The organism is Arthrobacter sp. TJ-254 (assembly GCF_058269175.1).
The window spans coordinates 1-19,256 of record NZ_JBZCNF010000002.1; the positions used below are offsets into that span (position 1 = coordinate 1).

Below are 19,256 nucleotides of genomic sequence, written 5' to 3' on the forward strand. Positions count from 1 at the left end.
CGACCTCCTGCCGCACGGCGCCCGGTTGATCCTCGTGAGCAGGGCAGCGGTCGTTGACTACGATGCGCTCCTCGAGCGGCTTTCACAGGGCAGATTCTTCGCGGCCATCGATGTCTGGCCGACTGAACCCCTGCCCCACGACAGTCCGTTCCGGGCCCTCGGCAATACCGTGCTTTCGCCCCACCGGGCGGGCGGAATTGCCCAAGCGTTCCACTCGATCGGAGAGATGGTCGTCGATGACCTGGCGCTGATGGCCCGGGGGCTGGCCCCGGTCCGGCTTCAGGCAGCAGCCCCCGAACTCGTCGGCCGGTACCGCAACAAGCCCGTCACCTGACCTGCCCTCTGACCGCCCTCAGCCCAGAGCGCCAAGCCGGGGAGGTTCGAGGAGCGGGCGGGTTACCTCCGAGTCGGTCCGTCGATGTCGAAGTAGCGGAGGCAGATCTCGCACACAGCCCCTGAATCGAGCAGGGCTTTTTCCTCCGCCCGGGTCAGGGCGTTCCCACTGGCCTGCCAGAGGGGGGAAGCGGGGAAGGTGCCGATGCCGACGAGGGAGAATGCGAGGTGCCGGGCCCGCAACGGGCCCGGCACCTCCGCATTTCCACTTCGAGGACTAACCGGTCAAAGCATGAACCGGCCGGCAGCACCTATCACCGTGAACAACGGTGATGGATGCAGCTACTGGTTGACCGTGCTGGCCAGATCCGCGGCACCGATGGCGCGCTGCAGGATCGGCGCGAGCCTGCGCACGCCTTCGGCGATGTCCTCGGGCGACACCGCGCTGAAAGCCAGCCGGAGCTTGTTCGACGCGTCGTCCGACGGAGTGAAGGCCGCCCCCGGGATGAACACGACACCGGCATCGATCGCTTCATACAGCAGGGGATAGGTGTCGATCCCCTCGGGGAGCGTGACCCAGACGAAGAACCCGCCGTCCGGGGTGGTCCAGTGCGCGCCCTCCGGAAGGTGCTCGGCGAGCGCGGCGAGCATCGCCTCGCACCGCTCCCGGTACAGCACCCGCATGGTGTCAAGGTGTCCGCGCCAGTCGTACTCGGTCAGGTAGGCGCTCACCAGCATCTGGGTCAGCGGCGATGGGCACAGGACAACGGCCTCGCAGGCGAGGTAGAACCGGCGGTGCAGGTGGCGCGGGACCAGCGCCCAGCCCAGGCGCACGCCCGGGGCGAAGATCTTGGAGAAGGAGCCGAGGTAGATCACGTCGTTGGGGTTCCCGGCACGCATCGGGGCGATCGGGTGGCCGTCGAACCGGAGCATGCCGTAAGGGTTGTCCTCGAGCACCAGGATGTTGTGTTCCCTGCAGAGGTCAACGACCCGCTGGCGCCGGCCCGCCTCCATGGTGATCCCGCTGGGATTGTTGAAGCTGGGAATCGTATAGAGCAGCTTGATGGCCCGTCCCTCCTCCTTCAGCCGGAGGATGGTGCGTTCAAGTTCGTCGGGAATCAGGCCCTGCTCGTCCATGGGGACCGTGACGACGTCGACCTCGTACGCCTCGAAGGTATTGAGGGCGCCGACATAGGTCGGGTCCTCACACAGGATCACGTCACCGGGATTGCAGAAGACCTTGGCCGCGACGTCCTGCGCCGACTGGGAGCCGGTGGTGACGACGATGTCGGCCGGATCCGCATCGGTGATGCCCTCGGCAGCCATCACCTCGCAGATCAGTTCCCGCAGCTCCTCCATGCCCTGGCCGCCGCCGTACTGGAGGGCTTCGAGGCCGTGCTCGGCGATGATCTTTTGCGCGGTCCGGCCAAGGTCCTCAAGGGGCAGGGAACGGAGGTAGGGACTCCCTCCGGCCAGGGAGACGAGACCGGGGCGGATCGAGATGTCGAAGACGTCGCGGACGGCCGACTGCTTGATGTTCGCGGCGCGGGCCGAATACAGGACATCGTGGCGCGCGGCGTACTCGGCAACGCGCTCCAGCGCGGCTTCGGTCTCGGCCGGGATTACTTCGTGGGCTGGATCACTTGAAAACGTCACATCCCGAGTGTAGGCGGCGCGTTCACCGGTAGGCAACAGTTGTTGCCTAAAGCCACCCGGCGTCGCGGGCCTTGAGTCCCGCCTGGAAGCGGCTTTCCGCATGAAGCGTCTCGAGCATCCAGGCGATGTGCCGCCGGCAGGTGCGCACGTTGATGTCCAGCCGCCGTGCGATCGACTCGTCGGAGAGCCCGGCGGCGAGGCCCTGGAGGATGGAGCGCTGGATGCTGTTCAGGGGCGAGGGGCTCGGCTCCGCGTCGAGGAACGGGGTGCTCAGCTCCCACGCCACATCGAACAGCAGCGTGAAGATGTGGATGAGGTTTGGATCGCGGATGACCAGTGCCGCTTTGTCCTTGGCGTCGAGCTGCCGCGCCACAAGCGCGAGCTTCTGGTCGAAGATCATCATCCGCAGCGGGACGAACGGCAGGGCGCCGAATTCCCCGCCCCCGGCCTGGATCGCCACCACCGCCTTCCGGGTGGGCACATGGTCGCGCGTGCTTACGTCGTAGAGGGTCTTGCGGCGCACGCCCCGGGCCAGCAGTTCGAGGTCCTTGCGGATGCTTTCCTCGTGCACGTCGGCCGTCGACCCCTGGCCCGGCTGGGCGATGAGGACCTTCTCCGAAACGTCACGGCCGTAGTCGATCAGGACACGGTGGATCAGGTGCGGATCCTCAAGGGTCTCGACGGAGGTGCTCGATGCGCTGTGCTTCCGTGCTTCGAGGAAGGTGGGGACAAGGCTTGAGAGTTCCCTGCGCCGGGCACTGATCCTGGTCTTGAGCTCCTGCAGGGCACGCTCATCCGCATCGACGAGGTCGGCGAGGGCGACATCGGGGGAGACTGCGACATAGCCGTCGCTCCCGAAGGTGCGGGGGCTGATCAGCCTCCGGCTCGACAGCTCAAGCACCGCCTCGTCGATATCCCGCAGGGTGTAGCCCAGCGCCTCCGATGCCTGGTTGCGTGTCCATCCCGGGTTCTCCACGGCGAAGCGGTACAGCTCCAGACACGTGCCGTCGAGCATTGGGCCTCCTTGTAGGTGCATACCGGACAGCACTCCTCCACAGACTACAGAGCCTCCGACCCGACCTTCGGCACCTCTGAAAAAAATAGAGGCGTAATGCCGCAGCCTCGGGAAAAATAGGACATGTCCAGTTAATGACACGACCCGTAAATGAGCAATCTTGAGCATCGAAAACGGCTGGAAAAAGCGCGATCACGCGGCGGGGAGGGTGTTACCCACCGGCCCCACGCCTGTCGCTTCAGGGCGCCACGTCAGTAAACGGCCATGTCCTGAAGCGGTCATCCGAGGGAGTGGACACCGAATCTCCGGGGCGTCCATTCTAAGAGAGCCGGAGCCGCAGTGGGAGACCGCAGGCGGCCCCGTTGATAGACACGATCCAATGCCCGCCGCTCCTGTGGGGGACTGGCTGAGTTCGAGAGGTGACATTCATGAAGAGAATATTGGGCGCGACCGCCGGAGCACTTGTACTGCTCGCAATGGCCGCACCGGCAACGCCGGCGATGGCAGCGGCAGGCGCGGACTCCACCGGTCGGGTCGTGGCAAGCAGTTGGGACTGGCCCAAGTAGGGCCGTTCTCCACAAAACGGAGCGGCCCGGCAGAAAGCGCCGGCGCTGCTCCCCCAGATCCCGCCCCCAGTGGGGGTAACCACAAACCCTGAAGGAGAGGGCCAATGAGTCAGCTGACCGCCGTTCGAACCGCCTCACGAACGGTCGGAAGCACTCAATGGTGGCATCTCTCCCTCTCGACGGGTGGCTTCGACGTAGCGGACGGCATCGTTGATGAGCTGGTTACCCCCCTGGTGGCGCAGGCGCACGCTCTCGGAGCGAAGCGGTGGTACTTCACGCGCGCCAAAACCCAAAGCGGTGACCAAGTCCGCCTGAACATCCAGGCCCACCCGCGCGTCATTGAGCGCCTGCGCATGTTCCAACGCGCCCTCCAGTCACGGAGGGGCGGCGTGCTCCCGAAAATCACGGTCGTGCAGCACCTCTCGAGCCCGGTCAGCACCCTCTATTCCTTTGGCAGCCCGCTGCCCACCGATCCCCAGCTTGAATCCGATGTCCTCCGTTACGGGGGAATCGAAGGACTCGAACTTGCCGAAGAGGTCTTCGAGTTGAGCTCCGAACTCGCTGCGTGGGCCACCCAGCGGTTCACCAAGACACAGAGCCGGTCCGCACTTGGAGCGCTGCTGCTTTTCGACGCGGCCCAGAGCATGATGCGCGGCCCCCGGTCCGGTTCCTGGCCGCAGCGGCGCAGGCAGACGTGGGAAGCCTACTGGGACAACCATCTTGAGATCTGCACAACCGAGGTGGGGCCACGGGCCGCTGCGGTGCGTGAAGCAATGCGGCAGCAGGTGAGCGTGAAAACCCCGCCTTTCCACGCCTTGATGGGCGCAACGACCGCCGAGGCCGCCGTCCAAGCGTGGCGGCGCCGGTGGTTCCGCGGCCTCGACTCCTATTTGGAAAGGGCGGAAAAGGCCCGAGTCAGCCGCACCGCCCAGCACCTGACCGTCCATCAGGCGCACGGCACCATCAACCGCCTTGGCTTCCTGCCGCGGGAGGAAGCCGCCCTCGGGCTTTACGCACGCACCTGGCAGCCTCCCAGCCGCGGTGTCCGAAGCCGAAGCTCGATCTGACTGGAATGCGCCATCCCACGGCGTTCCTTCAACACCAGGATGAGGAACATCATGAGCACTCGTAAGGACATCGTGCTTGCTTCTGATAGCGATGAGCTCTCCATCGCGCTGGGCTGCACGCCGGCGGTGATCGAGGATCTTCACGACCGGGGAGTCCTTGCGCGCCATGGCGAACTCTGGGAGGTCGGCCCTGCCCGCGACTACCTTCGTGATGCGGCGTGGGCCGACAACCTCTGGCACTAGGCCCGCGGGTCCGGCCCGACAAGCACGGCGGAGACTTCCCGCCCCGGTAGACTTTTGCGAGAATCGGGTGCCGCCGCCCGGTCGGATATCTCGGGAAAGTGCAGGAATGCGGGAACTAGTTCAAACAGGGCACGGGTCAGCGCAGCACCCCGCCCACTCCTTGGGCTCGGCGAACGCTGACGGGTCGCGGAGCGATCCGGAAACCGCGGCGCAGCTGCAGGATCTGCTGGTGGACCAGCCGGACGTGCGCACCTTCCTCCAGGAACTCGCCGAGCTGGCCGGATCAACGCTGAGTGCCTACGGCACCACCTACTGCGGAATAACGCTGCAGCGCAACCGCAGCCAGCAATTCACCGTGGCCAGCAGCGATGATCTGGCCCTGCACATGGACGAGGTGCAGTACGACCACGACGACGGCCCCTGCCTCAGCGCCTTGCGGACCGACCGCGAAGTCTTCATCGCCGACGTGAACCGGGACGAGCGCTGGCCCGCATTCATGACCCACATCGCCCAGCACGGTGTTGGTGCGATGTTCTGTCTTCCGCTGCGGCTCGAGGGGTCCGCCCGTGCTGCGCTCAACCTCTACGCTGACGACGCCGCGGTGTTCACCGGCCCCTTCAGGGACCTGGCGCGCTCCTTCGCCCTCCAGGCGTCGCAGGCCCTGCGCATGACAGTGCGCGTCGCCCACCACGCGGCCGCCGCCGAAGACCTGCGGGCGGTCCTCGAAACCCGCACCGAAATCGACCTCGCCGTCGGCATCCTGATGGGACGCAACAACTGCTCCCAAAAGGAGGCATTCGACCTGCTGCGCAAGCAATCGAACGATCGGAACATCAAGGTGCGCAGCCTCGCGGCGGACATCGTCCGGACCCTGAACGGGTCAACCCCCGACACCCACTTCGACCACTCCTGATCGGGCGCCGCCGGCACGCCTACCCCGCCCGGTAGGCTGGGGCAATGCAGAAAATCCGAGTGGTCCTTCTGGGTTACGGTCTGGGCGGAAGGGTCTTCCATGCCCCATTCATTGCCGCCGACCCGCGCTACGAACTCACCGCGATCGTCACCGCCGACCCGGAGCGGGCCGCGGCCGCCCGCCGGGACCATCCGGGGGCCTCGGTCGTCTCCTCCGCGGGGGAGGCGCTGACGGCCGGCCAGACCGACCTCGCCGTGATCAGCACTCCGCCGGCCACCCACGCGGAACTGGCTGAGGCGGCACTCCTTGCATCGCACCATGTCGTCGTCGACAAGCCCTTCGTCGTCGAAAGCACGGCCGGTGAGCGGCTCGTCGCCCTTGCCGCCTCAACGGGGCAGGCCCTGAGCGTGTTTCAGAACCGGCGCTGGGACGGTGACTTCCTCACCGTCGAAAAGCTGGTGCGCGACGGCGCCCTTGGGCGGATCCGGCGGTTCGAATCCCGCATCGAGTCTTTCAAGCCGGCCGTTTCCAAACCCTGGAAGGCCAGTGCAGGGGCCGCCGAGGGCGGCGGCATCCTCTATGACCTCGGCCCCCACCTCATCGATCAGGCGCTGCGGCTGTTTGGGCCGGCCGATCTGCTGCACGCCGAAGTTTCCACGGGCAGGGCAGGGGGCGGCCCCGACGACGACGCGTTCCTTGTCCTGCTCCACGGGGAGGGAGTGGTTTCCCATCTGGCGATGAACTCGCTGGCGCCCCAGGCTGGTCCCCGTTTCCGGGTGACCGGGACAAGCTCATCTTTCACCAAGTGGGGGATGGATCCGCAGGAGGCCTCAATCGTTTCCGGTGCCCGCCCCACGGATGCCGGTTACGGGGTAGAGCCGCAGGGCCGGGAGGGACGTCTTGGCCATGACGGCGCAACGGTCCCCGTCAGCACCGAAAAAGGCGACTACGCGGAGTTCTACCGGGGGCTGGCGGCCGCCCTGCTCGAGGGCGGCCCAGTGCCGGTCGATCCGCAGGAATCACTGGCGGGCCTGCGGCTCATCGAGCAGGCCCACCGGGCTGCCTCGCGGTCCTAGGGCGCACCCCTAGGACCGCGCCAAGGACGCCCGCCCCTAAACCAGCGCGCGCCAGTCCTCGGCCAGCTCAAGGCCGTGCGCCTCGGAGATCGACGAGTGTGCCACCTGCCCGGCGGCGATGTTGAGTCCGCGCGCCAGGGCGGGATCCGCCTCGAAGGCCGCGCGCACGCCCTTGTTGGCAAGCGCCGCTGCGTAGCGCAGGGTGACGTTGGTCAGTGCGTAGGTCGACGTGTTGGGCACGGCCCCTGGCATGTTGCCGACGCAGTAGAACAGGGAGTTGTGCACCCGGAAAGTCGGGTCTTCGTGGGTTGTGACCCGGGAGTCCTCGAAGCAGCCGCCCTGGTCGACCGCGATGTCCACCAGCACACTCCCGGGCTTCATCCGCGCCACGAGGTCGTTGGTGACAAGCTTGGGTGCCTTCGCGCCCGGGATCAGGACCGATCCAATCACGAGGTCGGCCTCAAGCACCGACTTCTCGATCTCGAAGGCGTTCGAGGCGACGGTCTTGACCCGCCCGGAGTAGAGGGCGTCGAGCTCGCGCAGACGCGCAATGTTGATGTCGAGGATCGTCACGTCGGCACCGGTTCCCACTGCCATCGCCGTTGCGTTCGTCCCGGCAACGCCGGCGCCCAATACGGTGACCTTCGCCGGGCGCACGCCCGCGACTCCTCCCAAGAGCAGGCCCGGGCCGCCGGCGGGCGCGGTCATGACCTGCGCTCCGACCTGCACGGAGAGCCGGCCCGCGACCTCCGACATGGGGGCGAGCAAGGGAAGGGAGCGCCCGTCCTGGACGGTCTCATAGGCGATGGCCGTCACCCCCGATTCCAGGAGGGCCTTCGTGAGCTCGGGCTCTGCAGCAAGGTGAAGGTAGGTGAAAAGGATGAGCCCGTTGCGGAAGCGCGGGTACTCCTGTGCGATCGGCTCCTTCACCTTCATCACCATGTCCGCGCGGGCCCACACCTCGTCGGCTGCATCGACGATCTCCGCACCAGCGGATTCATATTCCACATCAGTGATATTAGAGCCGGCACCGGCGCCGCGCTCCACCAGCACGGTGTGGCCGTGCGCCTTGAATTCGTGAACCCCGGAGGCGGTGATGGCCACGCGGAACTCGTTGTTCTTAACTTCTTTAGGGACACCGATGATCATGGGGTTCTCCAGAGCACATAAGGGAAAGGCGCCGATCAGGCTTCTCCACAGTATGGCCGCTCAAGGGCGGTGCTGTCTCCGGTGGAACAACGCCGACGGCGGCGGGCGGGGAGGGCTGCTGGTCCCCTGCGGAGCGGGGAACGGGCGTGACCGCCACCTTGGATGCGCGGCGCCGCGGCAGCCGGGGACGATTTCCCGGATCCGAGTCCCGCGGTCCGCTGCTGTGTGACCGCGCTCACTAGCAGTGCTGCCGCGCTGTTGCAATCGACAGGTGTCGAGTCCGGGGACGGCAAATGTCGCCGTCCCCGCACGCACGCCCTAAGCTGGGTCGGTGCAGACCCCCGCCATTGAAGACGTCGTCGAGGACATTGCGACCGCCCTTGGCAGGGGGCTCTCCCTTGAGGACCTGGACGGAGTGTTGATCGCCTACAGTCGGCACCAGGGTGCCGCGGACCGGGTGAGGGTGAACTTCCTCCTGAGCAAGAAGGTCCCGGCGGATGTTCACGCATGGCAGATGCGGCACGGAGTCGGAAGCGCCGTCCGGCCCGTCGCCGTTCCGGCCAATGCCGAACTCGGCATGCTTGGGCGGGTGTGCGTCCCGCTGCTCGTGCGCGGGTTCCGGGTGGGTTACCTCTGGGTCCAGCAGGATGCCGAGGAGGATTCGGCCGGAGCGATCCTCGCAGCGCTGCGCACTGTCCGTCCCGGCCTCGACCGGCTCGCCGAGCTGCTCCTTGAGGGCAACACCGCCGACTCCGAGCACCGCAGCGGACGCGAGGCGGCCTTCCTCGCCGCCTGCGGCGGTGTGGTCCCCGCCGTCGAGGAGCTGCGCGGCTGGCGGGATATCGACGACGCCGCGGGCCCCTGGCATCTCGCCGTCGTGGTCGAGACCGGCGGCCTGCGCCGGGCCGATCCCGACCCGCAGGCCGACACCCTGAAGCACAGCACCGTCGCCCTCCAGGCGACGGTGGGCGTGGTGCCGGTCCTCTTCAGCGCGGGAGCCGCCTCCCATGCGGTGTTCCTCGCAACGGGAATCGGCCGGGCCACCCATGCGACGGTATTGGGGCGCTACCGCCAGGGCCTTGCCCAGCGCACCGGCAGGGAACCCGGGAGGCTCGTGCTGGGCATCAGTGAGACCTTCACCGACCTCCGCGGACTGCCCGGTGCATACTCCCAGGCCGGGCATGCGGCCCAGGCCGGCGCGGTCGACCAGCAACTGGGCGAGGTTGTCGAATACCGGGCAATCGGCGCCTACCAGTTTTTGGCGGCGATGGGATGGCAGCTCTCGGCGGCGCACAGCGTCTACTTCACCGAACTCGAGGAGCAGGACGGCGACGGCGAACTGCTGCCCGTCCTTGAACTGCTTTACGACAAGAACGGTTCAGTCCAGGACGTTGCAACCCAGCTGCACCTGCACCGCAGCAGTGTCTACAACCGGCTGGCCCGGATGCGCTCGATCATCGGGGCCGATCCGCTGGCCGGTGGAGTGCGCCTTGAGCTGCACCTGGCGCTGAAGGCCCGCCGCTGGATGCTCCGGCCCCGCTTCTAGCTGCCCGCGGCGCTCCGGCCCTGGTGCCGCAGCCACTCCTCAATATCCCCGCGCCGGAAGCGCCGGTGGGAGCCCCGGTATTCGACGGGGATGTCCCCCGCGTCGGTCAGGTTGCGGAGGTAGGTCGGCGAAATACCCGCAAGCTCGGCGGCCTGGGAGGTGGTGAGGAAATCGGCCACCGACGAGCACTGCACCGTGCTTCCCGCGGCCAGCCGCTGAAGCAGGTCAAGGACGCCATCGCGGGCCGCCGGCGGGAGCCGGTACGCCGTCCCGTCCACGAACACGGTGACGTCGGCACTGTCCGCCAGCGCTCGGTTGAGGGCGCCCGCTTCCTTTGTTGGCAGCGGTCCGGTTATGCGTGGAGGGTTCGGCGGCATGAGGACATTGTGCCAAACATCCGCGCCGCGCCCGACTACTTGCACCCAACAGGGTTTCCACGTGGTATAGACGGGCCTATTCTGGATATTGGAAGTACCCTTACCGTCGCGCGAAGCCAGCGTAGGCTCCGCCAAGGTTTGAAATGGTGAAGACAATGACAACAATCAATCATGGTGCCGCGCTGGGCTCAGCGCGGCCAGCGGTTCGGCCCGGCGATCCCGGCGAAATGCCGTGGTGCCCCGTCTGCAAAACCGACCAGTTCCTGATCTTCGAAGAGTTCATTCCAGCGCGCCAGCCGGATGCCGGCAACTTCCTTTCCGCGAGCGCCGGATACTCCTGCTCAGAGTGCGGGAGCTTCAACGCGCACGCCGTGCCCTCTACCTGGCGGCCGCCGCACTGGTTCTGGTACAGCTGACGCCACAGGCCCGGGAGGGCCTGAATAGGCGTTTGACCTTGACGCAGCGTCAATTCCTAGACTGAATTCTGCAGGAAAAGGAACAGGGAGAAACGCTGTGGATAGGTCGATTCATGATGTCGCCCGCCTTGCGGGGACGACGAGCAGGACCCTCCGCCACTATGGTGCGATGGGCCTGCTCAATCCTTCACGGGTGGGCGCCAACGGTTACCGCTACTACGACGACGACGCCTTGGTGCGCCTTCAACGTATCCTCCTCCTGCGCGGATTCGGGCTTGCGCTGCCCGCCATCAGGAACATCCTCGATGGCGGTGAACAGCCTGCCGCAGCGCTGCGTGCCCATCTCGGGCAGTTGCGCCGTGAACAACAGCGGATCGGTAAGCAGATCGACTCGGTGCTTGGCACCGTGCGCAATCTCGAGAGAGGAGAACCGCTCATGGCGGAGAACATGTTCGAGGGCTTCGACCACAGCCAGTACAAGGAGGAGGTGGAGCAACGGTGGGGCGCTGACGCCTACGCGTCGGCCGATGCATGGTGGAGGGCCAAGAGCGATACCGAACGCAGGGAGTACTCGGCAGCGGCCAAGCGGCTCGCCGATCGATGGATCACCGCTGCATCATCCGGGGAGCAGCCCGACGGCGTCCAAGCCCAGGCGCTCGCCGACGAGCACTACCGGTGGCTGGCGGAGGCGCCGGGCATTCCGCGTGAGGGTGGCATGCCGGCCAAGGATTACGTCATCGGCCTCGGTGAGATGTACGTCGCAGATCCCCGTTTCAGCGCCGTCTACGGCGGTGCCGCCGGTGCCGGATTCGTCCGCGACGCACTGCGGACCTTCGCCGACGCCAACCTCTGAGCCGGTTCCGGGCGGGCCCGTGGAGCGCCGATCCGGGTCCGCCCGGGTTCACCCGCCGGAGCCCCGGAACCCTGACCCCCGCTTCCCACCGGAGGCGGGGGTATTGACCCCCGGTTGAAACAGGTGATTCGATAAGCGCGTGTGCTTCGACGCGCACCGAATGCAGGAGGCCCTGTGACGGGATCAGCTGTTGTTTCAGGGGGCGGGAGCAGAAAAGCTGCCGAAGTATTAGGTGCCGGACCAGCGGGCCGTTGTCTTCTGGAGCGCCGTGACTGCCTTGTCTAACGGCCAGCGCCAGGGAACCGGCGCGAGGGGGCTTGTCGCGATCCTCACCGTCGACGACGAGCCAAGCGTGTCCCGCGCCGTCGCAAGGGATCTTCGACGGCGCTTCGGTGAGGAATACCGGATAGTGCGCGCCGATTCGGGTGCCGAGGCGCTCGCCGCGCTGCGGGAGCTCAAGCTCCGCGGCGATGAGGTGGCCCTGCTGATCGCCGACCACCGGATGCCCGAGATGAACGGCATCCAGTTCCTTGAAGCAGCGCTCGACATCTACCCGGCCGCACGCCGCATGCTGCTCACGGCCTACGCCGACACCAGCGCCGCCATTGACGCCATCAACGTCGTGGACCTCGACCACTACCTGCTCAAGCCCTGGGACCCGCCCGAGCAGAAATTGTATCCGGTTGTCGATTCGCTTCTTGAGTCCTGGCGCACCGCCGAACGCCGTCCGGTGCGCACCACAACCATCATCGGGCACCGCTGGTCGGCCCGCTCCGTCGAAGTGCGTGAATTCCTCGCGAGGAACCAGGTGTCGTACCGGTGGCTGTCTTCCACCGAACCGGAGGGGCTGCGCGTGCTTGCGGCGGCCGGCACCGATGCCTCGGTGCTCCCAGTGGTGGTCACCGACACCGGCGAAGCGCTTATCGCCCCGAGCGACGCCGAACTCGCGGCACGCGTCGGCCTCAGCACCGCCCCGCTCGAGGAGTTTTACGACCTCGTCGTGGTGGGCGGCGGGCCGGCCGGGCTGGGGGCTGCCGTCTATGGTGCCTCCGAGGGGCTGCGGACCGTCCTGATCGAAAAGAGCGCCACCGGCGGCCAGGCCGGGCAGAGCTCACGCATCGAGAACTACCTGGGGTTCCCTGACGGCGTGTCCGGCGCACAGCTCGCGGACCGGGCGAGGCGCCAGGTCTCGAAGTTCGGCGCCGAGGTGCTGACCACCCGCAACATGACCGGCCTCCAGGCCCGCGGCGGTGCGCGCGTTGTCACCTTCGCCGATGGGACGGAGATCGCAGGCCACGCCATCGTCCTCGCCATGGGCGTCGCCTACAAGACCCTGTCCGGAGAAGGACTCGCGAACCTCACCGACCGGGGCGTGTTCTACGGTGCGGCCACGTCGTCGGCGGCCGAATGCGCCGGCGAGGACGTCTACATCGTGGGCGGGGCGAATTCCGCGGGCCAGGCCGCCATCTTCTTCGCGCGCACTGCCCGCTCCGTCAAGGTGCTCATCCGTTCCTCGACGCTGCGCACCTCGATGTCCTCCTACCTCATCGACCAGATCGAGGCGACAGAAAACATCGAAGTCCTCCTTGAGACGGAGGTTGTTTCGGCCCGCGGCGAGGAACACCTTGAGGGGCTGACGCTGCGGAGCCGCGCGACGGGCGGCACCGAGGATGTGGCAACCAACTGGCTTTTCGTCTTCATCGGCGCCGACCCGCACACCGAGAACCTTGAAGGGGTCCTCGTGCGCGACAGCCGCGGGTTCATCGTGACCGGCAACGATCTCCTCATCGACGGCAAACCGCCCCCGGGCTGGCCGCTGGACCGCATGCCCTTCCCCCTGGAAACCAGCATCCCCGGGGTGTTCGTCGCCGGCGACGTGCGGGCAGGATCGGTCAAGCGCGTCGCCTCCGCCGTCGGGGAAGGTGCCATGGCGGTCACCCTCGCCCACCGCTACCTGGCTCCGCAGTGAACGGGTCCCGGCGCTGCAGCCCCGAGGAGCTGCGCACCCTCTTCCTCTTCGAAAAACTCACCGACGAGCAGCTGGCCTGGATCTGCGAAATCGGCAGCGTCCACTCCTATGGGGCTGAGACCATCTACCTCGAGAACACGCCGGCGGTCCGGTTCTACGTCCTGCTCGAGGGCGAGGTGGTCCTGACCCGGCGCGTTGGCGAGGACGACGTCGAACTCGTGCGCACCAGCCAGCGCGGGGTGTACGCCGGCGCAACGCAGGCGTACCTCCGAGACCGGGTTCCGCAGAAGTATCCGACGTCGTTCCTTGCTGCGGTGCCCAGCACGTTCCTCGAGATCGATGCCGCGGACTTCGGGAACCTGATTGCCGACTGGTTCCCGATGGCACTGCACCTGCTTGAAGGGCTGTTCCTGGGGATGGAAAACACCCGAGAGGTCATCGGCCAGCGGGAGCGCCTGATCGCCCTGGGCTCCCTTTCCGCCAGCCTCACGCACGAGCTCAACAACCCTGCGGCGTCGGCGCTGCGGGCCACCTCAATCCTCAGGGAGCGGGTGGCGGACCTCCGCGACACCATCCACTTCGCGGGGGGCCTGACCGTCTCCCCGGAGGTGCTGGCCCGGCTCGTCGAACTGCAGGATGAAATCCTCAAGCGGGCACACCACAGGTCGGACCTGAGCCCACTCGAGGTTTCCGACAAGGAAGACGCCCTGGCCGACTGGCTCGAGGACCAGGGCGTCGAAGGGAGCTGGGACCTGGCTGCGACATTCGTCCAGGCGGGCATCGAAGTGGACTGGCTCGCGGAAGCCGCGCGGTGGTCCCCGGACGGCGACGTCAGCGGGGTGCTCCATTGGCTTGCGAATGTCATCGCCACCGAGCAGCTGATGGACGAGATCCAGGACTCGACGTCGCGCATCTCGTCCCTGCTTGTGGCCGCCTCACAGTACTCGCAGCTCGACCGGGCCCCCTACCAGGAGTCCGACGTGCGGACGCTGCTCGACAGCACGCTCGTCATGCTCAACCGGCGGATCGGCAGCGGAATCACGGTCGAGCGGACCTATGACCCGGACCTGCCCCTGGTCCAGTGCTATCCGGCGGAGCTCAACCAGGTGTGGACCAACCTCATCGACAATGCAGTTGCCGCAATGGACGGGCACGGGACGTTGACGGTCACCGCCGTCCGCGAACGCGAGAGCGTCATGGTGGAGATCGGGGACACCGGGCCGGGCGTACCCAAGGACATCCAGGACCGGATCTTCGAACCGTTTTTCACCACCAAACCCGTGGGAAGTGGAACCGGGCTGGGCCTCGATATCTCCTGGCGGATTGTCGTCAACAAGCACCACGGGTCTCTGAAGCTGGTCCCCGGCCCCGGACCCACCCGCTTCCAGGTGCGGCTGCCGCTGAACCAGGCCGTGGAGGTCCCGCCCCCAGGGGCGGGGGCGGAGGGTCCCGAGGTCGCGGACAGGTGAACCTCGCCCTGGGCCTGCTCACGATCGTTGCCGTCATCTGCGCCGGCAGCGCCCTGGCCGGCCGGTGGAGGATGTCGGCCCCGCTCCTGCTCGTTGCGGTCGGGGTCATCGGGTCCTACCTACCCTTCATCCCTCCGGTGCGCCTCATTCCGGAACTGGTGCTGATCGGGATCCTGCCGCCGCTGCTTTATGCGGCCGCCCTGCGCAGCTCCATCGTCCAGTTCCGCACCCTCAAACGGCAGATCGCCATGCTGTCCGTCGGCTACATCATCTTCGGGACAGTCGCCGTGGGATTCCTTGTCTCCTGGCTCATCCCCGAAGTGCCCCTGCCTGCGGCGTTCGCCCTCGGCGCCGTCGTCGCGCCCCCCGACGCCGTGGCCGCAACCTCGATCGCCCGCCGCGTCGCGATGCCCCGCCGCGCGGTCGCGCTGCTTGAAGGCGAGTCCCTCGTCAACGACGCCACGGCGCTGGTGCTCCTGCGCTCGTCAATCGCCGCTCTCGCGGGAGGCTTCAGCCTTCTGGAGGTGGCCTTCGAACTGGTGGTGGCGGCAGCCGGCGGGGCGCTCATCGGCACCGGTGCTGCACTGTTGCTGCTGCACATCCGCAAGCGGGTGCGGAACGTCTCAATCAACACCGCCATCTCGCTTGCGGCCCCCTTCGTGGCATTCCTCCCGGCCGAAGCGGTCCACGCCTCGGGTGTGCTTGCCGTCGTCGTGGCCGGCCTCATCATCGGCACCCGGACCCCGGCGATGCCCGGAAGCGCCTCCCGGCTGAGCCAACGCACCAACTGGGCAACGGTGCAGTTCCTCCTGGAAAACGCGGTGTTCCTGCTGATCGGGCTCCAAGTGCGCTCGATCATCGACGCCGCCATGAAGGACCCGCTCGGCCCACAGCGGGTCTGGGTGGTCTGCGGCGTCATCCTGCTCGCGGTGATCCTTTTGCGCCCGGTTTGGGTGTTCCCGGCAAGCTACCTGCCGCGGCTTCTGCCACGGATCAAGAAATCCGAGCCGCCACTGCCGTGGCAATTGCCCGCCGTCGTCTCTTGGGCAGGGATGCGGGGCGTGGTCACCCTCGCGGCTGTATTTGTGCTTCCCGAGGACATCCCGCACCGGCCGGTGCTCATCCTTGCCGCACTCGTCGTGGCCGCCGGGACCCTGGCCATCCAGGGCTTCAGCCTGCCCTGGGTGGTGCGCAGGCTGAAACTGCGCGGCCCGGACCGGCGGGAGGACGCCCTGCAGCGGGCGCTGCTGGTCCGGCAATCCACGGGAGCGGGCCTTTCGGCACTCGAGGGGCGCGTCAGTGCCGAGGATCCCCCCGAAATACTTGTGATGCTCCGCCGCCGCACAAGGGAGTGGAGCAGCGCGGCATGGGAGCGGCTCGGCCGGCCGGAGCACCTGATGCAGACCCCAAGCCAGCGGTATTTCGAACTCCGGATGGAGATGCTCGACGCCGAGCGGCGGGAGGTGCTGAACCTGCGCCGCAACGGGCTGTATGCCCCCGAGGTGGTGGATGAGGTCCTCGAGCGCCTCGACTCGGAGGAGGCGATGCTTGAGACCTTCCTGGCGGACGAAGCAGACGACTTCAACGAAGCGGACGACCTGATGGGGCTGCCGTCGGCACCGGGAGAACCCCTGCGCCGCAGCGGCCCCGCGCTTGATGGATGCGCCCACCTGCTGGTCGCGCCGCAGCGGAGCGCGCCGGAGGATCCCCAGTGCCTCGGCTGCATCCGGGAAGGGACAACGCCGGTGCACCTGCGCATGTGCCTCGAGTGCGGTGAAGTCGGGTGCTGCGAGTCCTCGCCCGGCCTCCACGCCGACCGGCACTTCCGCAACACCGGGCATCCGCTGATGCGCAGCGTCGAGCCCGGTGAATCGTGGCGCTGGTGCTACATGGATGAGGTGCTCGGCTGATCCTCGGCCGACGCGCTGGGAGATCGGTGCGTAATGATGCCACCGAGTCTGCAGCGGATCGGGCGCCGGGCGCCCGAATTGGGCGGCTTGGGGCATCCCCGTTGGATAATGGGCCGCCCCCCTCAGTACTGTTTCCCTATGGCCTCACTTAGAAACAGCCGCGCCGCCGCGCTCCCTGCCAAGCTCTCCCGTTCCTGGCTGCTTGCCTCGGCGGCATCCGAGGCAAACTTCGTTCCGGCGCTGACCTCGGAAGCGGACTCGGTGATCTTCGACATGGAGGACGCCGTGCCCGCCGACGGCAAGGCGGAAGCCCGCGACCGTGTTGTCAATGCGCTGTCCACCGGCATGACCGCATGGGTGCGCGTCAACGGAATCGAAACCGAGTACTGGGCGGATGACCTTGCGGCGCTGTCGGGGGCACCGGGGCTGCGCGGCGTCATGCTCGCCATGACCGAGAAACCCGAACAGGTCACGCACACCGCAATGCGGCTGAAGGCCGGAACCCCGGTCCTGGCGCTCGTCGAATCGGCACTGGGCATCGAGAACGCGACCGCGATCGCTAGCGCTCCCGGGACCTTCCGGCTTGCGTTCGGAGTTGGCGATTTCCGGAGGGACACGGGCGCCTCGGACGACCCGATGGCGCTGGCTTACGCCCGGTCCAAGCTTGTTGTTGCCTCACGCGTGGGGAAGCTTCCCGGCCCCATTGACGGGCCGACCGTCGGGGCGCTGGGTGAGAAACTCCTCGAGGCCTGCCGGGTGACCGCGTCAATGGGCATGACCGGGAAACTGTGCCTCATGCCAGAAGCGGCCGACACGATCAACAAGGGGCTCTCGCCCAGCGACTCGGAGATCCAGTGGGCCGTCGAGCTCCTCGACGCCCATGCCGCAGGCGCCGTGGTGGGCGATGGCTCCTACCTGCCCCGCCTGGCGCGTGCGCAGAAGATTTCCTCGCTCGCCGACTCCTACGGGCTCTGGAACGCCTGACCCGCGAGGGCGCGTTCCTCAGCGCCGCTGATGCCCGAGGCCCCGCCGCAGTTGGTGCACACCTGGAGGCGCTTCTTGCTCACGGTCAACAGCGGGATAAAGAACACGGACAGCTTCGTTTTCCGTTCGATCACCTGCTGGGGGGCGTGCATGCCGCAGTAACGGCAGGATGCCGGGCTGGTGAAGCGGAGGTTTTCACGGGTTGAAAGGCCAAAGAGGAAGAACATACTTCACAGTAACCTGTTTGCCCAGAATTAGACAGCATGCTTACTAACGGGTGGCCCCTCGGAATGGATCCGGGGTGGACGCGCCCTGCCGATGTGCCGGGCGGGCGGTACGGCTATTGCCTGCGGAACCGGTTGACCATGGGGCAGTCGAAGGGATCGCGGGCGGCAAGGCCGACCCGGTTGAGGTAGGTGACCACGGCGGCGTAGGAAGCGCCGACGCCGACCTCGGTGTACGGCACTTTGAGGCGCTCGCAGTGTTCCTTGACGATGACCGCGGCCCGGCGCAGGTGGGGGCGGGGCATGTCGGGGAAGAGGTGGTGCTCGATCTGGAAATTCAGGCCACCGAAGGCGTTGTTCACGAAGGAGCCGCCGCGGATGTTGCGCGAGGTGATGACCTGCTTCTGGAAGAAGTCGAGCTTGCTGTCCTTGGGCACGATGGGCATGCCTTTGTGGTTGGGTGCGAACGAGGCGCCCATGTAGACGCCGAAGACGGCCATCTGCACGCCCAGGAACGCGAAGGCCATGCCGACGGGCAGGAACCAGAAGAGAATGCCGAGGTAGGCGGTGAACCGCACCGCGAGGAGTGAGAGCTCAACCCAGCGGCCGTTGACGGTGCCGCGGCGGAAGAGGGTGACGAAGGAGCGGGCGTGGAGGTTCAGGCCCTCGAGGGTCAGCAGCGGGAAGAACAGGTAGCCCTGCCGGCGCGTGATCCAGGCCTGGATGCCCTTGGCCTTGGCCGCGTCTTCTTCGATGAAGGAGATCGTGTCGATCTCAATGTCCGGATCTTTGCCCCGCGTGTTCGGGTCGTTGTGGTGCCGGCTGTGCTTATCCATCCACCAGGCGTAACTGATGCCGACAACGCCGGCGGCAAGGATGCGCCCGGACCAGTCGTTGGCTCCGCGGGTCTTGAAGATCTGCCGGTGCGAGGCCTCGTGGGCGAGGAACGCGATCTGGGTCAGCACGACGCCGAGGACGGCCGCGATGAGAAGCTGGAACCACGTATCGCCCAGCAGTGCGAAACCTGTCCACGCGGCACCCATTGCAAGGCTCAGCAGAACGAATACCGCAACATAGAAACGGCGGCGGCGGTTCAGGAGTCCCTCTTTGCGAACCTGCTTGAGCAGGACCGAGTAGGAGGCGACAACGTCGTTCGGTTTTGAAATCCGGACTTTTCGAGCTGGGGTGGTAACGCTCATCAGTATCCCTGGTGTTGGGGTCGGCTTCCCAGCCTCGAACTGGGGGAAAACCCCACGGATGCTCTCAACTCTACGGGAGGTTCCTGTGTAAAGACTGGGTGGATCCCCGATTCGGCCGGAATGCGCACCGGCGGCCAGCCGGCCGCCCCTAGAATGGGATAATCATGCGATTCATTGCCAAATACCGCACTCCCATTGTCTGGGTCCTCGTAATATCGCTCATTCTGAGCGTCGGAGCGGGTTTCTTCTCTGCCGTCTTCTAGGCGCCCTTGCCTCGGATCAAAAGGGCCG

At 66.8% G+C, this 19,256-nt stretch carries 20 protein-coding genes; 13 read left to right on the forward strand and 7 right to left on the reverse strand.

Annotated elements, in window-relative coordinates; all coding sequences use genetic code 11:
• A partial coding sequence (locus AC4D14_RS04975; protein WP_490900495.1) for an NAD(P)-dependent oxidoreductase occupies window positions 1-334 on the forward strand: 334 nt, incomplete at its 5' end.
• A gap of 62 nt (window positions 335-396) precedes the next feature.
• Here the strand turns inward: AC4D14_RS04975 and AC4D14_RS04980 are convergent.
• From AC4D14_RS04980 to AC4D14_RS04990, 3 genes are all read right to left on the reverse strand, one after another.
• Window positions 397-588, reverse strand: a complete 192-nt coding sequence (locus AC4D14_RS04980) for a hypothetical protein (RefSeq protein WP_490900496.1) — start codon at window positions 586-588, stop codon at window positions 397-399.
• Window positions 589-675: 87 nt separating this feature from the next.
• Window positions 676-1,989 carry an aminotransferase-like domain-containing protein gene (locus AC4D14_RS04985; protein WP_490900497.1) on the reverse strand — a complete coding sequence of 438 codons (1,314 nt, stop codon included), beginning with the start codon at window positions 1,987-1,989 and terminating at the stop codon, window positions 676-678.
• Between the two features lie 46 nt (window positions 1,990-2,035).
• Window positions 2,036-3,004, reverse strand: coding sequence for a helix-turn-helix transcriptional regulator (locus AC4D14_RS04990; RefSeq protein ID WP_490900498.1), 969 nt, complete (start codon window positions 3,002-3,004; stop codon window positions 2,036-2,038).
• A 428-nt stretch (window positions 3,005-3,432) separates the two neighbouring features.
• Between AC4D14_RS04990 and AC4D14_RS04995 the strand changes: the two genes are divergently transcribed.
• The 5 genes from AC4D14_RS04995 (at window position 3,433) to AC4D14_RS05015 (ending at window position 6,869) form a co-directional block, all read left to right on the forward strand.
• A complete protein-coding gene (locus AC4D14_RS04995; protein ID WP_490900499.1) occupies window positions 3,433-3,570 on the forward strand; it encodes a hypothetical protein in 138 nt (45 codons plus the stop codon).
• Between the two features lie 104 nt (window positions 3,571-3,674).
• Entirely contained in the window at window positions 3,675-4,637 is a 963-nt protein-coding gene (locus AC4D14_RS05000; protein WP_490900500.1) for a lantibiotic dehydratase C-terminal domain-containing protein, read from the forward strand.
• A gap of 51 nt (window positions 4,638-4,688) precedes the next feature.
• Window positions 4,689-4,880 (forward strand): hypothetical protein, encoded by a 192-nt coding sequence (locus tag AC4D14_RS05005; RefSeq protein WP_490900501.1) that lies wholly within the window; start codon window positions 4,689-4,691, stop codon window positions 4,878-4,880.
• Between the two features lie 106 nt (window positions 4,881-4,986).
• Window positions 4,987-5,793 (forward strand): GAF and ANTAR domain-containing protein, encoded by an 807-nt coding sequence (locus tag AC4D14_RS05010; protein WP_490900502.1) that lies wholly within the window; start codon window positions 4,987-4,989, stop codon window positions 5,791-5,793.
• A gap of 44 nt (window positions 5,794-5,837) precedes the next feature.
• Window positions 5,838-6,869: a Gfo/Idh/MocA family protein gene (locus AC4D14_RS05015; protein ID WP_490900503.1), complete on the forward strand. Its 1,032-nt coding sequence runs from the start codon at window positions 5,838-5,840 to the stop codon at window positions 6,867-6,869.
• 36 nt (window positions 6,870-6,905) lie between these two features.
• Here AC4D14_RS05015 and ald read toward each other — a convergent pair whose 3' ends face one another.
• Complete coding sequence (gene ald, locus AC4D14_RS05020) at window positions 6,906-8,018, reverse strand: alanine dehydrogenase (RefSeq protein ID WP_490900504.1); 1,113 nt, start codon at window positions 8,016-8,018, stop codon at window positions 6,906-6,908.
• A 331-nt stretch (window positions 8,019-8,349) separates the two neighbouring features.
• On the opposite strand from ald, the gene AC4D14_RS05025 reads away from it, so the two are divergent.
• Window positions 8,350-9,564, forward strand: coding sequence for a PucR family transcriptional regulator (locus AC4D14_RS05025; RefSeq protein ID WP_490900505.1), 1,215 nt, complete (start codon window positions 8,350-8,352; stop codon window positions 9,562-9,564).
• On the opposite strand, the gene AC4D14_RS05030 is transcribed toward AC4D14_RS05025, so the two are convergent.
• Window positions 9,561-9,941, reverse strand: coding sequence for a helix-turn-helix domain-containing protein (locus AC4D14_RS05030; RefSeq protein ID WP_490900506.1), 381 nt, complete (start codon window positions 9,939-9,941; stop codon window positions 9,561-9,563). The genes AC4D14_RS05025 and AC4D14_RS05030 overlap by 4 nt on opposite strands.
• Before the next feature lie 155 nt (window positions 9,942-10,096).
• Between AC4D14_RS05030 and AC4D14_RS05035 the strand changes: the two genes are divergently transcribed.
• The 6 genes from AC4D14_RS05035 to AC4D14_RS05060 all read left to right on the forward strand — a co-directional run bounded on the left by AC4D14_RS05035 (window position 10,097) and on the right by AC4D14_RS05060 (window position 17,542).
• Window positions 10,097-10,357, forward strand: coding sequence for a hypothetical protein (locus AC4D14_RS05035; RefSeq protein WP_490900507.1), 261 nt, complete (start codon window positions 10,097-10,099; stop codon window positions 10,355-10,357).
• Window positions 10,358-10,454: 97 nt separating this feature from the next.
• Entirely contained in the window at window positions 10,455-11,210 is a 756-nt protein-coding gene (locus AC4D14_RS05040; RefSeq protein WP_490900508.1) for a MerR family transcriptional regulator, read from the forward strand.
• A gap of 268 nt (window positions 11,211-11,478) precedes the next feature.
• The gene (locus AC4D14_RS05045) at window positions 11,479-13,179 is read left to right on the forward strand and encodes an NAD(P)/FAD-dependent oxidoreductase (RefSeq protein ID WP_490900509.1); all 1,701 of its coding nucleotides are present in this window, start codon (window positions 11,479-11,481) and stop codon (window positions 13,177-13,179) included.
• Entirely contained in the window at window positions 13,176-14,648 is a 1,473-nt protein-coding gene (locus tag AC4D14_RS05050; RefSeq protein WP_490900510.1) for an ATP-binding protein, read from the forward strand. Before AC4D14_RS05045 ends, AC4D14_RS05050 begins: the two co-directional genes overlap by 4 nt.
• Window positions 14,645-16,558 carry a Na+/H+ antiporter gene (locus AC4D14_RS05055; protein ID WP_490900511.1) on the forward strand — a complete coding sequence of 638 codons (1,914 nt, stop codon included), beginning with the start codon at window positions 14,645-14,647 and terminating at the stop codon, window positions 16,556-16,558. Before AC4D14_RS05050 ends, AC4D14_RS05055 begins: the two co-directional genes overlap by 4 nt.
• A 138-nt stretch (window positions 16,559-16,696) precedes the next feature.
• Window positions 16,697-17,542, forward strand: coding sequence for an HpcH/HpaI aldolase/citrate lyase family protein (locus tag AC4D14_RS05060; RefSeq protein ID WP_490900512.1), 846 nt, complete (start codon window positions 16,697-16,699; stop codon window positions 17,540-17,542).
• On the opposite strand, the gene AC4D14_RS05065 is transcribed toward AC4D14_RS05060, so the two are convergent.
• Window positions 17,521-17,769, reverse strand: coding sequence for a zinc-ribbon domain-containing protein (locus tag AC4D14_RS05065; RefSeq protein WP_490900513.1), 249 nt, complete (start codon window positions 17,767-17,769; stop codon window positions 17,521-17,523). The genes AC4D14_RS05060 and AC4D14_RS05065 overlap by 22 nt on opposite strands.
• A gap of 113 nt (window positions 17,770-17,882) precedes the next feature.
• Entirely contained in the window at window positions 17,883-18,965 is a 1,083-nt protein-coding gene (locus AC4D14_RS05070) for a fatty acid desaturase family protein (RefSeq protein ID WP_490900514.1), read from the reverse strand.
• Between the last annotated feature and the right edge of the window lie 291 nt (window positions 18,966-19,256).